Here is a 20224-nt window from a genome sequence, read left to right on the forward strand (position 1 = left end):
GGTCGCCATCATTTATATGAATAATTGTAATAACCGTAACCATAGTTAGTGGCGGCCTTGCGTTCCATGGCGTTGAGTATGCATCCCTTGACCTGCACTCCTGAAGTCTCTAGCCGGCGCAACGCTACTTTCACTTCGCGCGGCGGGTTGAGACCGAAGCGCACCATCATCAGTGAGGTGCCGGCGAATTTGCCAATAATGGCGGCATCCGTGACCGCCAGGATGGGCGGAGTATCAATGATAACCAGATCGAATTCACTACTTACCTGTTCAAGGAGGTCAGTGAAGCTTTTCTGCATCAACAACTCGGACGGGTTGGGAGGCGCGATACCACGTGAAATGTAGTACAAGCCCGGCATACCACCGTTCCTGATGGCGTGTTGAAGGTCGAGTTTTCCGGATAGCACTTCCGAAAGCCCTGCTTCCGAGCGATCATTGAATGCCATATGCACGCTGCCCTTTCGCATGTCGGCATCGATCATCAGTACTCTCTGGCCTGCCTGGGCGCATACGGCTGCTAGATTGATGCTGGTGAAACTCTTGCCGATGCCAGGGCTCGGCCCGGTTACCATAATGCAGTTGTTTTGAGCGTCAAGCATGGCGAAATGCAAGCTGGTACGCAGGCCGCGCAATGCTTCTACGGCGGTATCGGTCGGATTCACCTTGGCAAGCATTCCGCCAATAACGTTCTTGCCTTGCGTCTCGCCGCGCTGGCGGATACGTTTGACCAGTTTTTGCTGATCTTCCGACAGTGGCACGGTGGCATAAACGGGCAATCCTAAATCTTCGAGTTGCTCCGGGCTTTCTACACCGCGATTGAAGATACCGCGAATCAAGACGACACTGATTGCCAGCATTGCGCCGATGATCGTTGCCAATATGACGATAAGCGGTGTTTTAGGAGCGATCGGTGATGAGCCGACTACGGCAGAATCGATGATTCGCACATTGCCCACGGTGCCGGCCTTGGCAATATTGAGTTCTTGCATGCGATTGAGCAGTTGCACATAGATCTGCTGAGTAACCTCAACGTCCCGGGTCATGCGCAGGATCTGCTGCTGGGTCTCGGGCAAGTTACCCGTGCGCTCTTCCATGTTGGCCTTCTCGCGCTCGAGCTGGGCCTTCTTTTCCAATAATGCCGCGTAAAGCGGGTGATTCGGTGTATAGCGCCTGGAAAGTTCGGACTCTTTCAAACGCAGTTCATTCAGGCGACCTTCGATATCGACCATACCGGAAAGCACGTTTTGCGTTTCCATGGTCAGGTTGACACTATCGCGCTCGGAACGATACTCGTTGAGTCGGCTTTCGGCATCCTGCAGTTGCTGGCGCACATTGGGCATCTGCTTTTCCAGAAAGGCCAGGCTATTTTCCGCTTCAGCAGCCTGACGCGCTATATTCTGGGCGAGATAGACTTCGGCGATAGCATTCAGCGTGTCTTCAATTTCCCGCGGTTCGGTTCCCGTCAGGGTCAATTCCAACACCCCGGTTTCGGTACCTTTTTGCATTACATTGAAACGAGACTTGAGTGAAGCGATCGTCGCCTGGGGGCTAAGCTTGAGTAGCTTGAACTTCGCGCCGGCAGGTGCCTGCATGTCACCCACCCGCAGTTCGATCCAAGGATTGGTGGTTTCCAGCATTTTGCCAACCTGACCGGTACCGATGACGCGGCCCTCGGAGCCAAGTAGCCGATAACGGTTTTCGGACAATGCCTCAAGCGTCAAAGGCCTACCGACCAATTCGGGTTCGACACTCAAGGACTTGACGCTGATGGCTTCACTGCCCCAGATTTCGGGTCGGCCTTCAGCAAAACCGGGACGCGCAATGTCATTGCGTATCAGAACATCACCCAGGATGGGAAACATGCTGGGGGCTGCAACGATGTCTAGATCCTCTTGATCAGCAGCTTGGCCAAGAATGAGCCGCGAACTGAGAATCTCCATCTGTGCAGCGGCCGTTGGCGCCTCTTCACCCAGTAACGCAGCCAGCTCTGACTTGTCGCTGGCTCCGGTTTGCTCTACCTGGACAAGCGCATCGCCTTGAAAGACCGGTGTGACGAGAAGTGAGTAAATCAACCCGGCAAGGGCGAACAAGCCGGTGACGATGAGTATTTTCCACTTATTGTCCACTAGCAATCCGAAAAGGCGACCTAGATCGACGGTATCGTCGTTCTGGCCGGTATTTCGTGTCGCCTGAACCTGTTGTTCCTGAGACATGGTATTTCCTGAAACGAGACTGGTCATATACTTCAGCTCCCTAGCTTGGTTTGCCAGGCATCGGCGGCTTGGGTCAGCAATTTGTGAACATGGGCAAATGCCTCGCGGCTTTTGCGATATGGATCGGGAATCTTGCAACCCTGACTGCCACCATCCGGTAGCCAACGACCATACAGCATGGTCTTACCGGTAGCCGCGGGAGCGAGTTCACTTATATGACGCCGCTGGCCTTCACTCATGACCAGTATCAGGTCAGCGGCGTCGATCATGTCACGCGTGATGCGCCGCGAACGGTGGGCCTCCAAATCCAGCCCGGATTCCGCTGCAAACTCCTTGGCAAAAGGCGCCGCGCCACTACCTTCATGGGCTCCTGGCGCTAGCCCCGCCGACTCGATTCGCAATTCCGGTAGGCGGGCTTTGAATAACGCCTCGCCCACCGGACTGCGACAAATGTTGGCGGTGCAGACCACCAGGATGGAGTGAAACATGGCTATTAGAGCTCGCCTATGCTGGTACCGGTGATGTCACCCGGCAGCGTGGCCGTGGGTAGCAGCAGGCTGATGACGTTGTTCCAACGAGCCAACGGCGCCGCCGTCACATACACCACGTCTTTCGGCTGCAGCGGGAAATAGGAACCCATGTTCAGAGCCACGGCGTTGGTGATATCGAGCTGATAGACGGTCGCCATCTTTTCATCACCGGCTGGCTTGCTGCGGATGACGAAGATGCCGGTAGGTTCCGCGCGCTGGTTATCCAGGCCACCGGCGCGTGCCAAGGCATCCGTCAACGAGATGCGCTCGTTGCCAACCGGGAGGTTGCCGGCGTTGCGCACTCGTCCCAGAACGGCGACGTTCTGGTTTTCCGCGCTGGGCACATGCACTACGTCTCCCTCGCGCAGCAAGCGGTTCTGCGTCAAATCACCCTCCTTGAGCATGGCGAACAGCGACAGGGACTGCTCTTCGCCGCCGCGATTCAGGGTCACATCGTGCCAGTCGGCATCCGCCGTCGGCCCGCCTGCCTGACTGATGACGTCGAGTACCGTCATGGGCGTATTGGTGATGGGCACCATGCCGGGGGTGCCGACGGCGCCGGTGACATAGGCCTTCTTGGACTTGAAGGCCGCGATGCCGACCTCGACCTGGGGCTCGGTGATGAAGTTCGAGAGGCGGCTGGTAATGATGCGCCGTACCTCATCGACCGACTTACCTTCAATCTTGACCCGCCCGATGTAAGGATAGTAGATGTAGCCATTGGGCTGGACCACGGTACCCGATTCCGTCGCGCTGCGTTCGGCACCGGCGGGAATGGTCAGCTCGGGATGGTCATAGACGACGATATTGAGCACATCGCCTGGCCCTATTTCGTATTCATAGGATGCGATGGCCTCACTCAGGTCCCGCGACATGCTCTTCGCGCCCTTGGCCTCTACTTGCTGGCGGTACTCGGCGATCATGGTAGGCGTGATCGCCTTGAGGTCCACCAGGTTGTCCAGCGGCGGTGCTTTCTCTGCCGCTTCGTAATCGATATGGCCACCCGGCGAATAGGCGCAGGCGGAGATGCTGAGCGTTAATGCTGCAAGCAAGCCAATACGTGTTGTCTTTTTCATTTTGTGATCCTGTCTAACAAATTTTCGAATTCGAAGTTTTTGGTTCGAGGATTAGGTTTAGGCCCGTAAAAAGCTTGAACCGAGAGGTGAAGTAGCGTGAATTCCTTTTTCCCACGCTACCGCCCGAGAGATACTCATTGGCATTTCTCTCAGACCACTACCTAAAGGAACCGGCGCTTGGTGGTGCCTCACTGTCAATCTTTATGTTACAAAAGTACAACCTTTGAACACACAATATTACTAATTTGGAGCGCGTATGCATAACTGAAATTCCTAGTTCCGTGAGTATTAGTAAACTAATGTAACGCTAGATATCCATTTTACCTAATTTTTCGCAGCAAACTGCATAATAAAAAGGGAAGGCGCGGCATCGGTATGTCGCCACGCCTCCCCTTTATGCCAGCCAGCCAGCTAGCTTACTTGACTACCTCACTGGAACAGGTAGATCGGCTCGCTTACTCCTCCTTGGGCAAAGGCCTCGGTGGTATTGGGATCCTCGATGACTGATGCCACGAAGCCAAGAGGCAATGCGTCACTGCCATCGAAGCTATCTGTTCCGTTCAGGAAGGTGTCGTAGACGAATTCAGCAGAAGCGTCAGCGTAGCCATTTTCATCCAGCTGAATATCGGCAAACTGAAATTCCGCTGCATTGTTGGCCGGGAATGCATTGTCTTCCAGTCGCGACTCAACGATGCTTGCGATATCGTTAGTGTCATTGGTAACCGGTTGGTGGCCTTTCGTCATGACTACTCGCACCCACTCATTCGCGGGTCCTGACACTTCCACGCTAGGCATTTCCACGAAGCTGCCATCTTCTGCGCGCTCTACATTCCCGACGCTGAGTTTCACCTCAAGGTTCTTGGATGCCTCGGTTACCAGCGCCTGCGCACCGGTCTGACTGCCATCCCCCATCAGCTGCGCATTGGCGACACTGCCGTCGGTAAAGGCGATATAGACCTTGGAGCCGATCAGCTCGGCGCCGGACACCCCTCCTACATCCCAAGCAGGCAGCGAGTCGGTATCGACGCCCGCTTCGCCACTCTTGGACATGCCTGCAATCGAATTGGGATCCATGTCGCCACTGAAAGTGACGGTCTCACCCTGACTGAAGCCTCCATCTTCCGTTGCAGAGAACTTCACCATTGCGCCTTTATAGCCGCCGTTGACCGCGCTATTCGCAGGGTCAGGATCGTCCCCTTGCTGGAAGTAGTGCTCGTACTCGGAAGGCTGTATCACACCCGTTCCACCGGCGCTATCGATAGTGAGATCCTTGGCTGCGGTATCGCCACCCTTGCCATCCGGATCAAACACGCTGTCATCGTAGAGAGCCGAGCTCACATCGAAATAAACGGCTGCGATCTTCTTGTCACCGGTGTTGGTTATATTGAAGGAACCGCTAACGTAGTTCGAATCCTGAACATCCTCTCCATTCGGAGTGATCGTGATCACAGCAGAACCAACTTCACCCTCAGCATATTGCTCCGACGTATCCAGATTGGCATCGGCAAACACCTGTTCCGCACTGTTCGGCACAGCTTCATTATCGGCAGCATTATTGCCTTCTGAAACGGTGACGTTCAGATACTCCCAGCGCGCTTCATAGGAATCTAGCGTCTGGTAGTCATTGGACGTCACGCCCACGGCTGTCGGGGTGTCGGCATCGAGCAGGTTGGCGAGTACAGCACTCGGCAATGCTTGTGCTTCAGCGGTAACAAAACCCTCCGTATCGTTGGCGCGCAGGCCACCGAGAACTTCATCGTCAGCACCGTAAAGCGTCACGAGAGGTGTGACCGTGCCGGCACTCTTGTCGATCTGCAGCGTCATGCCCACATTGGCAACGTCCTTCAGCCCCAGGCTTTTATCGGTCAGCAGATCCTGAAGTTCATACTGTTCATCGACAGCCTCAGGATCTTGCTTGCCATTACCATTGGACCAGAGCTGTACGATATTGCCGTTGTTGCCCCCTAGGGTGAGTTTGATCAACTCGTTTTTACCCTGACTCCCAGTGCCGAAAAGAACCCCTTGCTGTGCATAGTTGGGAATATGATCGCTGGCCAGCCCTTGAGCTTCCAGGGCCGCGGGGAAGGCATTGGAGAAGCGAGTGGCGACCTCTACCAGCGTCTGAGCGGGATCGCTCAAGTCAACGTTCTTGATAAAGTCGTTGGCACTATTGCCCTTGTATATATCGCCATCGGAGGTATTGATCACCAGCTGGCCATTCTCGACGCTGGTCACTACCGTCTCGTCGCCGATTCCCCCTAGCAGACCATCGAAGCCGCCTTGTTCCAGCGGGCTTCCCGCGGTCTCGAAGTCCAGCTCAAATGCCGTGACGTACTCGATATCGTCTTCCGTATCGGCGCCATTTCCGGCATCAGGCTCGCCCAGAGTGATGTCGAAGCTGGTTTCATAGGAAGTAACCCCGTTACCGGCGTTATCCTGATAACTTCCCTCCTTGACGCCGACGCTGAAGTTGCCCTCCGGCCAAGCGTTCGTTCCTTCGGGCGGGGTGATGACATAGGTGACGACGGCGCTCTTGCCATCATTGCCAAGCACAATGGCGTCGTTACCCTCCACAAGACTGGAAGAGGCCGGCACAATGCCAGTGAAGACCAGTTCATCACCCTGAATGGCACCGATATCGATCCCCTCGTCATCACTGAGGGTTACCGTCACCTGCAAGCCACTGTCGCTGTCAGTCGCCTCTTCAACCTGAATAGAATCGACCTGAGGAGCTACGTCGTCGACGTGAGGCGGCGTTGTATCCGTTGCTGAATCGAGGCCTAGCTGCTTGATCTCGATGGCGTTGATCTTGGGATTCTGAGCACCATGACTGAATGCCAGATTGATGACCTCGTCCTGAGCGGTGAACGTATAGGTCCGAGACAGACCGTATCCAATCAAATCTTCCTGAGACGCATCGGAACCCAGAGCCCTCTCGGCTTCGGCCAGCGGATTGATACCGGCGAAGGCCTCGGGCACGTTGCCATCTACCGCCACATCGAAGACACGGCCACCCTCCTCATTGAAGATGCCGTTCCAGTTTTCAGTGTAATACAGGGTGATCGAATAGGTGCCACCGGCGGTTACCGGGAAGCCATATTCCAGCATCTGTTCGTCGTTGCTGTTATCGCTACGCTCATTGGTGTAAAGCTGCCAGGGCACAGTATCGTCACCGAGACCCGAGAGATCGATTTCGTTCTGCTCATCCGACGATTTGCCACTATAGGTGTCCTTGGTATTGCCCAGCAGGTATTCGAATCCGGACGTCTTGTCGCCGAGCCAGTCAGGGCCGCCGTCGGTGGCGGTGACATCATCGCCACCGGCGTTGATCCGATACAGCACACGCTCCTCGGAGTAGGTGATACGGGTACCCTGCTCCGTCAGCTCGATATTGAAGACACTGGCACCGCTGTCAGGATTGAAGTTCTCGAACTGGTCGCCTGTCAGACTGATCGTGGCGGTCTGCATGCTGGAAGGATCGGTAAATACCAGCTTGACCACGCCGTCTTCCATACGGTAGCTGACATCCTTGTCAGTGAGATAACTATCCAGGATCTGGATGTCGTCTTCCGGCTGGAAATCTTCCACGACACTGCCATCGATGGATGCGAAGGAACCACGAACGCTGTCTGCGCCACCTCCGCCGACAAAGGTATTGTCGCCAGAACCCGCGATCAGGATGTTGTCGCCATCATTACCAGTGACAGTGAAGTTTGCATCGGAACCGCTGCCGTCGAAGTTTTCGACGCTGTCCGCCAAAGGCGCCAGAATCTCATCGCTACCGGTATAAACGAGGGTGTCGATACCGTCGGTGCCCTCGGCCCCGACTTCTTCTCCAGTAGTACCTACCTGGATTTCATTGCCCCGCGCTTCGATTTCGAGATTGTAGAAGTCGATCGCAGATAGACCGTCTTCACTTGCCGCATCGAGTGCAGAGGTTTCCGCGAGGAAACCAACCGCCGCGCCAGAGGGAAGCACTGTGTCGCCATCGCTGATGGTATGCGAGCCGGTAAGAATGTCCTGCAGTACGCCGGGCGGTAAGGAGAAACCATTGAGATCGATTGGGATGATCTTGTCATCGCCAAGACGGTAACCGGCCTCGAGTTCAAAGCTATTAGCCGTATTGACAGCAAGCTGCAGTCCAAGAGTGCTGACATCACCATCGGTCAGTTCCGGCACCGCGACACGCGCCAGGGTCGTGTAGGTATCTTCGACTTCATACCCCACCTCGAAGCCCGCGGCGAGCTCCCCATCGATGACCATGGTGCCAAATACCATACGCACATAGTTGGCCTGGGTGCCATCGCCGAGCATCACGCCAGTAAGCTGGCCACTTACGAGGCTCTGGTCAGAGGACATCCAGTTCTTGATCTTGGAATTGATCACCAGGCTTTCGACATCATCACCCGGGTTGATGCCTACATGCATGGCGTCCCGGGCACTGTTGTCGCTACCCACTACGGTGCCACCGACGACTTTCTTGATCTGGAAGATCGGAGCATTGCCACCAGGAATGATGTTGCCGCCAAGATCGTAAAGTCCATCTTCTTGCTGATCCGCTTCGAAATTTTCGCCCTCGGTCTTGGCATCACGGTTCGGGGTCTTGCCATCCAGAGCAGCACCCATCAGACCGGTGTCGTTGACGGTTCCCGGATAGGGGCTCTTGGTAGGATCGAAGTCGAGCACGATGCGCTCGCCGGCGGCCAGATCCATGCCGTTGTCGGCATCGAATTCAAAGGGGTCATGGATATGATCGATACCGTCCTGGTCACGATCGGTGGAATTGACGACAATGCTGCCGGCCAGGGGTACTTTGCCATTATCAGGCTGAAGTATTTCGATTGCAGGGCCGCCTTGTTTGAAGATCGTAGCCCATACCGAGCCCTGAAAAGCCTTTTGGCCGTTGAATGCCATGAGGTCGTCACCAATGGAAGCAAGCCCCAACGGCGCACCGCCTATATCCACCACATCGCGTTCTTCCGCCAAGCTCGGGCCGCTTCCCTCCTCATTGGACTTCATCAAGCCGTTTTCATCGCGGCCCATGATGGTCAGGTTACCTTGACCGAGACTTGCGGCGAAAATCGCCCCGGACATTTTCATGCCACTGTCGGGATCGTCGAAGATCGTCGAGGTGTATTCGGTCAGGCCGTTGATGGAGCCTTTGCCGGAATCGATGGCACCGTCGGTATAGCCCCCTTCGAGATAGTTGCCTTCGATGGGGTTGATATTAGCCACTACCGAGTCGAAGTCCCTGGGCATGCCGCTTGCACCAAGTACCACTTCGCCATTGATTTCCTTGGGCGCATCGGGATAGTCGCTGACAAGGTAGGTTTGGCCGGATTCGGTAATGTAATACTGCTCACCCGGCGTTACCGCGATGACTCGACCTGTCAGATCACCGGCATCTGCGTTGTCGTATTTTTCTTCGACAGTGCGCAAGAAAGCCATCACGACATCATAGTCGCTGCTGTTTTCACCCTCTTTATCAATGTTCGAGAGCATCAGGAACGAGTTTTCCACGCCATCTTCCGGGGTGAAGAGCAGCCCTGACTGACCACCGCTGGCACGGGTAGGGTTGGGATGACCGCCGTACACCAGGGTCAGCATTTCGCCGGTATCCGGATCTTCCCATTGATAGGTGGCTGCCCCGCCTTTACCTGCGGAAAGCTCACGCCCGTCTAGATCGTCCGAGCGAGTGATCTCATGAAACTGGTCATAGTTCCTGGGATCCCAACCCTTTTCTAGATTGATACTGTCGCCACCGTTGCCATCACCATTGTTGAGATTGGTGGCGATAAAATTGGCTAGCTGCTGGTTATCGGTATAGGCTCCGCTCTCGCCGGCCTCGCCGATCGGGCGTCCGCCCCAGCTGTTGTTGGCACCGTTGTCGTAAGTCCAGACGCGACCGTCTTCCGTTACTTCAACGTCGTAGGCATTACGATAGCCTGCTGAATAGATCTGAACCGGGCCCTCAGGATCGATCTTGCTGCCATTGAGACCATCATTACCGCCGAAAGGATCACCGGCGTCATTCTCGCCTTCGCGGGTAGGATCATCGAGAGTGGGGATGTCATAGATATATTTGCGCCCCGATTCGGAGTCGGTAAGCACGGGCAGCGTTTTCAGCTTATCGAGGTCGACCTCGAGAATCGCGCCGCTGTAGGCGGTTTCCTGCTGGCCGGCAAAGTTGTTGGAAGGCGCACCGGTATTGGTATTACCGCCACTGGCAACAATCATACGCTCACTGATCAACTTGCCCTGGCTGTCGAGCTCTTGCACGACTTCGAGACCGTTGAGGGAGTGGTTCTCTTCGGAGCGAGCCAGGCCGCGCACAATATCCGTCGCCTGCCAGCCGGATTCGGTCTGCTCGAGACGTGTGATGGTGCCGGAGTTGGTGTCCAGGTTTGAATCTTCTCCATCGCCACCGGCACCAATGCGGCTATCGCTGGAGGTCACATAGACACTGACCGCTTGCTTGCCATCGATCAACACCGGGTTGCCATCGGCGTCGTACCGCGACACGACGCTGATACCCGTTACCTGCCGCTCATCACCGCTGGCGTTCGTACCGTCATCGTTGTGGTTAGTGATGCCTTTGACTTGGTCAAGAGTTTCGGCGCTGGTGACATAAAACGTGTTGGTCGGATTTTCATCATCAGGATTGGGGCTGCCAAAAGCGACGGTCAGAACCTTGATGCTGCCATTAACCTCAGTGACATAAAGTCGTCCGTCAGGGCCCCACTCCAATGCCGTAGGTTGAGATAGCGTTACCTTTCCGTTGAGATCGAGACCACTCCTGGAGAAATCGTTTGTGACCATTTTCAAACCCTGCGTAATGTGATTATGAACTCCCAACCTCTTCGTGCTGGAAGAAATCTGCTGGACGCTCGAAAATCATCCTGTGTCACGCGTTGTAGCGAGTACGCGTTCGATGACATCGGAAATCCTAGGTCACAATCATCGCCTTTAATTACACAAAGTAACAAGAATGGTTCTTTTGAAACAATTTGATCCAAAAATTAATACGCGATCACTTTTTGTCGATAGACTTATTCCTAATTGAGTACTAAATGGACTCAGCAAAAGTTAGTTACATTTATAAATGCAGCACAAAAAATGCCGCTTTATCAGCGGCATCCAGGCATTTCAACCTCTTTTGAGCATCAGGCTACGTAGCGGCTCATATCTAGCCCTTTAGGGTCAATGGCCGGTTGGAGATCGCTCATCAGGTCGGCGAGCAGATGACCACTGCCACAGCTCATGGTCCACCCCAGGGTGCCATGGCCGGTATTGAGCCACAAATTGGTATATTTGGTGCCACCGACAATCGGTGTCGAGTCCGGCGTCATGGGGCGCAAGCCCGTCCAGAATTCGGCCTCTGCAATATTGCCCCCTTCAGGGAACACATCACCGATCACCATGGCGATCGTGGCACGCCGCTTCTCGAGCAGGTTCAGATCATAGGAGGCCAACTCCGCGGTGCCGCCTACGCGAATACGGTCATCGAAGCGAGAAATGGCGACCTTGTAGGTTTCATCCATCACCGTGGACTGGGGCGCACCGCCATCATCGGTTACCGGCACGGTCAAACTGTAGCCCTTCACCGGGTAGATGGGCAGGCGAATATCCAGGTCCTTGACCAGGAAAGGCGAATAGCTGCCCAGGCACACCACGTAACTATCCGCATTGAACTCTCCTGCGGAGGTCACGACGCCTTCGATACGATCGCCCTGGCGCTTGATACGTTGGATGTCGATATCGAAGCGAAAGGTCACATTCAGATGATCGCGGCAATAATCCGCGAGGCGGTTGGTAAACAGGTGACAATCGCCGGTCTGATCGTCCGGAAGATGAAGGCCGCCGACGAACTTTCCTGGCACCCGCGCCAACGCAGGCTCGACGTTGACTATTTCAGAGGCATCGAGAAGCTTGTGGCGAACACCGCACTGCTCGAGCACTTGCATGTCCTTGGCCACGGCATCGACCTGGCTTTCATAGCGAAACAGCTGTAAAAGCCCACGCTGACGATCTTCATAACGAATGCCCGTGTCATCGCGCAACTCATTGATGCAAGTGCGACTGTATTCGGCAATGCGCACCATACGTTCCTTGTTGATCGCATAGCGCCCGCTAGTGCAATTCTCGAGCATTTGCACCATGAAACGCGCCTTGGCCGAATCCATGCGTGGCTGAATCTTGAGCGGCGCATGCTCTTGAAACATCCACTTGAGCGCTTTTTGCGGAATGCCCGGTGCCGCCCAGGGCGAGGAAAATCCGAATGAAACCTGACCGGCATTGCCATAGCTGGTTTCCATGGCCGGCGAAGGCTGACGATCCAGAACGGTAACCGTATGCCCTTGCCGCCCCAGATAGTAAGCACTGGTCACACCCACGACGCCACAGCCGAGTATTAATACGTTCATCACTGCCCCCAGGCAAATTTTTGTGCATTGTCATTCCGCCAGCAGCGCTCGCCAGCAAGAGGGGAAGTATAGGAAACAGTTCGGAGGAAATAGCACTCTTTTAGCGCTATAAACTTCATTTAAATGCTGTATTAAAATGCTTTACCTTTTATTTATTCTACAAAGGCAAGGTTATCAGGTGTTTTAAACTGTCTTGCCTCTAATTCCGATCGAGCGCCGATACAGCGCAAAAGCCAGCGCGCCTGCCAGGACATTACCCAGCGCTGCCCCTATCGCTACACCGAGAATGCCCGCCCACTGTGCCCCAAGCCACAGACAAGGCAGATAACACACGAACAATCGCACCCCGGACATCAGCATGGAACGTAGCGGCCACCCCAGCGCGTTCGAGGCGGACACCACGACCATGCATACTCCCAGCAGGGCGTAACTGGGCAGCAGCCCCCGTATCAACAGAGTCAGCTCTTCGCGAATTTCAGGGTTGCCCGCCAACAGCTCTGCTACCCAGGGCGATAGCAGCGCCATCACCAGCCCCAACCCAAGTTGCCAGATCAGAACGACACGCAGCGCCAGCCACATCAGACGCCGTATCTGCTGCCAGTCGCCAGCGCCATAGCAACGCCCCAACCAGGGGGGCAAGGACATGGTCAGGGCCAGCACGACCATCAGCGATACCGTTTCCAAGCGGCTCACCAGCCCCCAGGCCGCCACTGCGGTCTCGCCCAGGGAAGCAACAATCGCCGTTGCTAGCATTGCCGCCAATGGCGGCATGAGTTGGCCGATCATGGCAGGCCCGGCAATGCCCAGGAACGGCCGTGAGGAATAGCGTGCTTCCTGCACCAATCCTTGATTCGTGAGCCAGTCGGTATGTTTCAATCGCAGGGCGATTACCAGCAATCCGGAGCTGAACGCGATGGTCGTGGCCCAGGCAGCACCGGGCAGCCCTAGCCCTTGCCAATCCCCAATACCGAAGATCAGCAGCGGATCGAGCGCCAGATTGATAAGGCTGGTCATCACCATCATATTGCCGGGCAGACGCATCTCGCCTCGGGAGCGAAACAGGCTATAGCCAAAATAGAGCAAGGCGCCAACCCAGGCAGCCAGCAGCTGGGGCGCCCAGTAATCGCGGATTAGCGGTAGCAGCGCTTCATCCGCGCCAAGAAGGCGAAACAGTGGCGTTTGCAAAGCGCCCAATAGCAGACAAAGTACGCCGACGATCAGGCTGCCACCCAGCAGCACCAGACTGCTCAATCGTCTTGCGCGAGGCACCTCCCCTGCGCCCAGCGCTCGGGATACAAGAGCGGCAATCGCGATACCCAGCCCCACTTGAACACCGATGATCAAAAAGGAAAGCGGGAAGGTGAAGGACTGTGCCGCCAAGGGAGCGGTTCCCAGTCGCGCAACGAAGGCGCTGTCGACCAGCTGAAATCCCAGAAGTGAAAGGGCGCCAAGCGCCATGGGCCAGGTTTGCTGCCAAAGCCGATGCCTGAGTGATACTGAAGACTGACTCACGAGTGCTCCGGATAGGGAAGTGACTTCGAGCGCTAGGCTGTCGCATCCTATGCAACGCCGCTGCCTCCGAGCCGCCCAGATGGCTCGGAGGCAGGATGTTAGACGATTGGTAGAGGGGCTGCTGGATTATAAAGTGAGAGCGGCGGCCACAGGGTTCATCAATTGATGAACTGCTCGCTTACAAAGTCTGCGCCGCAAGCAGGTTATCTGCAGCCTCACTGCTCATCGGCTTGAAGAAGTAATAGCCTTGCACCAGGTCGCAGCCCGCATCGCGCACCAATTCGAGCTGAGCCTCATTTTCCACACCTTCGGCGACGACTTCCAGGCCAAGACGGTGGCCAATGAACACCGTTGCCTCCATGATCGCCCGATCCTGGGGTTCGGTCGGGGCATCGCAGATAAAAGAGCGATCAATCTTGATAGAGGTGATGGGAAAGCTTTTTAGATAACTCAGCGAAGAATAGCCGGTACCAAAATCGTCGATGGCTATCTTCATACCCAGGTGGTACAGACGCCATAGCCCTGCCAACGCCTGCTCACTGGCCTGAATCAATACATTCTCGGTCAGCTCGACGCCGATGTCCCGCGGGGTTAGATCATACTCGGCCATAAGGGCCTCGAGGCGCTGAAATACGCTGTCCTGGACGAACTGCTTGCCAGAGAGATTGATATCGATGCGGCGGTCCCCCAGGCCTTTCGTCTTCCATAACGCCTGCTGACGACATGCCTCGAGCATGACCCAATCCCCCACTTCATGGATCAGGTCAGAATGTTCGGCGACCTCGATGAGCTCGGCGGGAGAAACGGCGCCACCCTCTTTGGGGAACCATCTCAGCAACGCTTCGAAACTCTCGATTCTACCACTCTTAGCCGCCACCTGGGGCTGATAGTGAAGCGAGAGCTCTTCCTTGCGTAGCGCATCACGCAGGCGTTCGGTCAATTCATACCGACGCACCACATCCCTATGGAACTGCTCATTGAAGAAGCAATAATTATTGCCTCCGGCCTGCTTGGCTCGATTCTTTGCCATATCCGCATTACGGATCAGCTCGCTGGCGGTACTCCCGTTGACGGGGCAGAGACTGACCCCGGCACTGGCGGTGACATGCAGTTCATGGCCGGCAAGCATGTAGGGTTGGCCGAAAACCGAATGAATCCTTTCCATCAGCTCGATCGCATCGCTATCCACTTGCAGACATGGCAAGGCGATAACGAAGTCATCGCCGCCGAAGCGGGATAATAGATCGGTATTACGCAGATGATGACGCAGACGCCGAGCCACCATCACCAGCAATTCATCGGCTCTGTCATGACCATGAGCATCGTTGATTTCGGAGAAGCGATCAATGTTGATGAACACCACCGCCAGGGGGGCATCGCGGCGCCGACTTTTATCAAGGCACTGGGCGAGTTCGGTCTCGAAGGTCTGGCGATTGGGTAGGCGGGTCAAAGCATCGAAACGGGTTACGTAATCGAGTTCACGCTGCGTCTGCTTCTGGTGCGACAGATCGACGTCGATGCAGAACATCAGTGGCTCGCGAGTATGCTCGCCGAGCATGACGTGGTGTGAAAAGACCGACACCGGTGAGCCCGACTTGCGTCTCAACTCCAATTCGCTGGCCGGGATCTCCACTCCCTCTTTTATCCACGCCCAGTGCGCCTCGATGACCTTCTCTCGCATTGCCGCTGGAATCAGCAAATCCTCGAGCCGACGCCCTGTCGCCTCGTCCCGGGTATAACCATACAGTCCACAACTGGCCTCGTTCCAGTAGATGACCCGGCGGTCCTTGTCATAGCCCTGCACAGCTACCTTGGGCAAGCTTTCCAATAGGTTACGAAAGCGCTGTTCACTCTCATGGTGACGATGCTGTACCCGCTGAACGTCGGCGCTGAGAACTATCAACTCGTTGCGGTATAACCGGTAACCCAAGGCCACCAGCGTCGCCAGTGCGATGGCAGCAAGGAGGCTCGGCACGAACAAAGGAAGACTCAAGACCAGGAAGAACGCCAGAATAAAGGCGATTGTTCCAAGTGCGAATGGAAGCCAGGGCAAATATCGCGTAGTACCGTTATTGAACATATATATGACTCACCCGGCATGTTTTGCAACACAATATTACGTATTTTTAACAATTGCATATGCCTTAAAAGCCGCCTTGAAGCGGCTCTATTCTTGGGATTAAAGCCTATGAAGAAGGAATGAGCAGCGTTTGACACATCGAAAATCTTTCAAACGCCTCTTTGAATAGTCTCTTTATGAGCATTTATCACTTTCGCAACAGCCAAAAGAATTAACTCAGTGATGCTAAAAGCCAAAAAAACGACCAGCCAGATAATCGCAACATCCTCATATATCTCAAAAAAATGCTTTCAATGAAGAAATCAAAGTGGTTTCCCGTTAAATTACCTTTTATGTACACTTCGTTACACAAAATCAATTTGTAATTTGCCCTGCAAATCACGCTATCAGGAGAGACGAATGTCATCGGATACCCCAGCGCTCACTGAGAATATTACTGACGCAGATGTTGAGAGCTATTGGGCCCCCTCCGTGCACCGGGAAACCGAAGAGCAACATTGGAGTGCAACCCAGGTAGATGATCGGCTAAATATCGCCGAATGGAGTGAGTTTCTGAGTACACTGCCTCGCGACCCCTACGTAAATTCGCGTTGGAAGCGCATGTCTTGGGTGCATTTACTGGAGAATGGCGACGTCGAGTGCATGGGAGAGTGCCCCATGGCTCAGGGTGGCATGTTCAACGATGCGGAGAGCATGGCCGATAAATTACGCTACTACCCGTCACTGGAGACGGCATTTACGGCGCGTGAGGATTTCAAGTCTTTTGTACGCGGCTGGGCGGATCTATGGGGCATCGGAGCCCACGAGCCTATTCTGGTTCAGTTAAACGGCGTCAAGGGCACCGGCCATCTGGACCCGCTCCAGGGGCAGGGCATTCATGCCGACGGCTGCAAATTTCTCAGCGTACTCGTTATCAAACGGGAGAACGTTACCGGGGCCACCAACCATCTCTACGCCGACAAGGCGGGAAAAAATTGCTTGGCAGACATTCAGCTCGCTCCCGGCGACATCCTGCATATTCACGACGACAAGCTGTTTCACAGCGCCGCTGCAATGACCCAAACCGATCCCACGCAACCCTTCGAACGCTTCATCCTCATCATCAACAGCCGCTTCGTCGATGGTTTCCAGAATCGAATGCTGCGGCGTCATTTCCCCGAGGCCGTCCTCAACGACGTATTCTAGTGGCGCTCAGTACATGAGACGCCACCGATAAAAAAAGCAAACAAGAAAGAGCCTACCGCTACCGAACGCCGGGCTCTATTCTTGCTAGGCCATGTCTGAAAAGTGCCTGCGCTCGACCATACAGCGTTAAAAATCGACTCAAAGTACTCATTTACACCACGTAAACTCCGTCTTTTCGTCGATTTTTGCCTTGTCTGGCCATCGCTCGTCAACTTCTCAGACAAAGCCTAACGGTCATCGATGCCGAGTGACATTCACTCATCCCACTTAGGGGCAAAATCCGGATTGGCGATGCGATCCCCGGCATCGAGTTTATCGATCTGCGCCATCTCGTCTGGCGAGAGTGTGATATCGAGCGCTTCAAGATTGGCTTTCTGGTGCTCGGGCTTGGTCGAAGAGGGAATTACCACGATGTCACGCTGTGCGACCCAAGCTAGCGCGACCTGGGCCGCTGAAGCATCGTGGTTCTCGGCAATCTCTTTGAGCACGGGCTCATCCATCACCTTACCTACCGCCAGAGGCATGTAGGCAGTGACCTGCAGCCCTTTGGATTGGCAATGCTCGACCAGCTTACGGTTGGCGAGAAACGGATGCACTTCGATCTGGTTGGTGACGATATGCTCCCCACCAGGCATGGATAGCGCCTCGTTGATCTGGGCAATGGTAAAGTTGGACACACCAATGCGCTTGGTCAGTCCCTTTTCTCGTGCCTCGCTCAAGGCGCCAAGATACTCGGACATGGGCACTTCATCATTCGGCGACGGCCAGTGCAGCAGTGTCAGATCGACCTGATCCACCCCCAACTTACGGCAGCTCTCTTCCAGGCTTGCAATGAGATCGTCGTGTTCGAAACGATCCCACCATATTTTTGTCGTCAGGAATATGTCGTCCCTGGGTACGCCGCTCTGCTTGATGGCTTTGCCGACGGCTTCCTCGTTTTCGTACATCTGCGCGGTGTCGATGTGGCGATAGCCCAGCTCCAGTGCAGATGTGACGGAATCAATCACGTCCTGCTCCTTGAGGCGGAATGTGCCTAGGCCAATTACGGGTAGGATATTGGTATGCGCCATTTTAGAGACTCCTTTCGTGCATGCGGTTTGCAGCAATAATCCTTAACGCTGACTAGAAGATGGGGATGAAGGGCAGTGTTTCAAGCCCATTGCACTTCAGCCAGGCATACCCATGCTAGACTGAACGCCCACGCTCAAACACGCATTCCGATGACCGAGACCACGCATATCGTACTGGTGGGCGCAGGACATGCCCATCTACACGTCGCCGCCAATGCCACACAGCTTATCGATGCCGGCGCCCGGGTCACGCTGCTCTCCCCCGGCAACTTCTGGTACTCGGGTATGGCCAGCGGTATGCTGGGCGGTGAATACAGCGGTAACGATGACAGTCTGGAGCCGGCGACTTTGATCGAACATGCCGGCGGCCGCTTTATCGCGGATCGCGTCGTTGCCATCGATCGGGAGCAGCGGTTGCTCCATCTGGCCAAAGGCGCTCCGCTCTCTTATGACCTGCTCTCGCTTAACCTGGGTAGCCGTGTCGACGTCCCTTCGATCAGCGGCATCGAAGACGCCAAAGGAATCTGGCCTGCCAAGCCCATTGAAGGACTCCTGCGATTACGGGAACTGCTGGAATCGGCCCTGGCCGATCCCGCCCCCTTGCCCCGACTGGCGGTCATTGGCGGCGGCCCTACCGGCGCCGAGCTCGCTGCCAATCTCCTGGCACTTAGCGAGCGTTATGGCAGAAAGTTCGATATCAGCCTGATAAGCGCCAGCAAACGCCTCCTCGAACATGCACCGCGCAGCGCCAGTGTATGGCTGGCTCGACGGCTTCGTCGGCGAGGATTGAGAATAGAGATGTCCGCGAGCGCCGTCTCCTACGACAATGGCCAACTGACCTTGGACGATGGCATGCAACTGCCCGCGGATCATCTCATCATGGCGACAGGGCTCGTGGCGCCATTGCTGATCGGCGAGCTGGATCTTGAACATCATCCGCATCATGGTCTTGCGATCACCTCGGCGCTTCATACTCTCTATGACGATCGCATCTTTGCAGTGGGCGACTGCGCCTGGCTGAAAGATTCCCCCTACCCCAAGCTCGGGATCTTCGGCGTGCGCCAGGCGCCGTTCCTGCTGCACAATCTTGTCGCACACTTGCGCAATACGCCGTTTGAGGCGTTTCAGCCCCAGCACCGCTATCTATCGATACTCAATCTCGGCGATGGCCGCGGCATGGCATTATGGGGCCGCTTTTGGTGGGCGGGACGTCTGGCGATGAAGGCCAAGCGGCGGCTCGATCATGACTTCATGCAACAGTATCGCGCGTGAATCGGTGCACTCTAGCCCGGCGTCAGCCCCCGCAGCCGCTCTCCCCTGCGTCTGAGTAGTTCCAGCGTAGTCAGCAGCAGCATCGATAGCACCACCAGCAGGGTTGCTACTGCCAGAATGGTAGGGCTGATCTGTTCGCGAATGCCCGACCACATCTGAATCGGCATGGTGCGCTGCTCAGGCCCGGCAATGAACAGCACCACCACCACCTCATCAAACGAGGTGATGAAAGCAAATAGCGCCCCGGAAACCACGCCAGGTGTGACCAGCGGCAGCACCACCTTGAAGAAGGTGCGCGTCGGGTTCGCTCCCAGGCTGTGAGCGGCGCGGATGAGGGTAGTGTCGAAGCTCGAAAGCGTCGCCGTCACGGTAATCACGACAAAAGGAATGCCCAGCACGGTATGGGCGAGGATCACACCGAGATAGGTTTGCGCCAGGTTGATCTTGGAGAAGAAGAAGAACATCGCCGCTGCCGAAATGATCAACGGCACGATCATCGGCGAGATCAACAGGGCCATGATCGCGCCCCGGGCCGGCATGTAGCGACTCGACAGCCCCAGTGCGGCGATGGTGCCGAGTACCGTTGCCAGCAACGTCGAGGCGATCCCCACGATGAAGCTATTCTTGATGGCATTGAGCCACTTGCTCGAAGTGAAGAAATCCTCGTACCAGCGCAGGGAATAACCTGCCGGGTCGAAGGACAGCATCGCCTCACTGAAGGTGAAATAAGGCTCGGCGTTGAAGGACAGCGGAATGATGATCAGCAAGGGTCCGATCAGGAACAGGAAGATCAATCCGCACAACATCAAAAAGACGTAGTGCCAGACTCGCTCGCCGGTCGTGGCATAAGAAGGAAGCGCCAT

General features: G+C 55.4%; 11 protein-coding genes. 2 read left to right on the forward strand and 9 right to left on the reverse strand.

The annotated features are described in order from the left end of the window. Window positions 1-8 precede the first annotated feature (8 nt). The 7 genes from H7850_RS06415 to H7850_RS06445 form a co-directional block, all read right to left on the reverse strand. The gene (locus tag H7850_RS06415) at window positions 9-2213 is read right to left on the reverse strand and encodes a polysaccharide biosynthesis tyrosine autokinase (protein ID WP_227368697.1); all 2205 of its coding nucleotides are present in this window, start codon (window positions 2211-2213) and stop codon (window positions 9-11) included. A 32-nt stretch (window positions 2214-2245) separates the two neighbouring features. Then, entirely contained in the window at window positions 2246-2701 is a 456-nt protein-coding gene (locus tag H7850_RS06420) for a low molecular weight protein-tyrosine-phosphatase (RefSeq protein WP_227368698.1), read from the reverse strand. A 5-nt stretch (window positions 2702-2706) separates the two neighbouring features. Further along, window positions 2707-3819, reverse strand: a complete 1113-nt coding sequence (locus tag H7850_RS06425) for a polysaccharide export protein (protein WP_227368699.1) — start codon at window positions 3817-3819, stop codon at window positions 2707-2709. 429 nt (window positions 3820-4248) lie between these two features. Continuing rightward, the gene (locus H7850_RS06430; RefSeq protein ID WP_227368700.1) at window positions 4249-10638 is read right to left on the reverse strand and encodes a malectin domain-containing carbohydrate-binding protein; all 6390 of its coding nucleotides are present in this window, start codon (window positions 10636-10638) and stop codon (window positions 4249-4251) included. Window positions 10639-10982: 344 nt separating this feature from the next. After that, window positions 10983-12242: a D-amino acid dehydrogenase gene (locus H7850_RS06435; protein WP_227368701.1), complete on the reverse strand. Its 1260-nt coding sequence runs from the start codon at window positions 12240-12242 to the stop codon at window positions 10983-10985. 183 nt (window positions 12243-12425) lie between these two features. Next, window positions 12426-13700: an MATE family efflux transporter gene (locus H7850_RS06440; protein ID WP_227369162.1), complete on the reverse strand. Its 1275-nt coding sequence runs from the start codon at window positions 13698-13700 to the stop codon at window positions 12426-12428. A 232-nt stretch (window positions 13701-13932) separates the two neighbouring features. Next, entirely contained in the window at window positions 13933-15747 is a 1815-nt protein-coding gene (locus H7850_RS06445; RefSeq protein ID WP_227368702.1) for a putative bifunctional diguanylate cyclase/phosphodiesterase, read from the reverse strand. A gap of 486 nt (window positions 15748-16233) precedes the next feature. Between H7850_RS06445 and H7850_RS06450 the strand changes: the two genes are divergently transcribed. Next, window positions 16234-17019 carry a 2OG-Fe dioxygenase family protein gene (locus tag H7850_RS06450; protein WP_227368703.1) on the forward strand — a complete coding sequence of 262 codons (786 nt, stop codon included), beginning with the start codon at window positions 16234-16236 and terminating at the stop codon, window positions 17017-17019. A gap of 254 nt (window positions 17020-17273) precedes the next feature. Here the strand turns inward: H7850_RS06450 and dkgB are convergent, their stop codons facing one another. After that, window positions 17274-18089: a 2,5-didehydrogluconate reductase DkgB gene (dkgB, locus tag H7850_RS06455; protein WP_227368704.1), complete on the reverse strand. Its 816-nt coding sequence runs from the start codon at window positions 18087-18089 to the stop codon at window positions 17274-17276. A 150-nt stretch (window positions 18090-18239) separates the two neighbouring features. Between dkgB and H7850_RS06460 the strand changes: the two genes are divergently transcribed. Continuing rightward, window positions 18240-19361: an NAD(P)/FAD-dependent oxidoreductase gene (locus H7850_RS06460; protein ID WP_227368705.1), complete on the forward strand. Its 1122-nt coding sequence runs from the start codon at window positions 18240-18242 to the stop codon at window positions 19359-19361. Between the two features lie 11 nt (window positions 19362-19372). Here the strand turns inward: H7850_RS06460 and H7850_RS06465 are convergent, their stop codons facing one another. Then, entirely contained in the window at window positions 19373-20224 is an 852-nt protein-coding gene (locus tag H7850_RS06465; protein ID WP_227368706.1) for an ABC transporter permease, read from the reverse strand.

It is taken from the genome of Halomonas sp. M20 (assembly GCF_020622265.1).
Classification (GTDB): domain Bacteria; phylum Pseudomonadota; class Gammaproteobacteria; order Pseudomonadales; family Halomonadaceae; genus Modicisalibacter.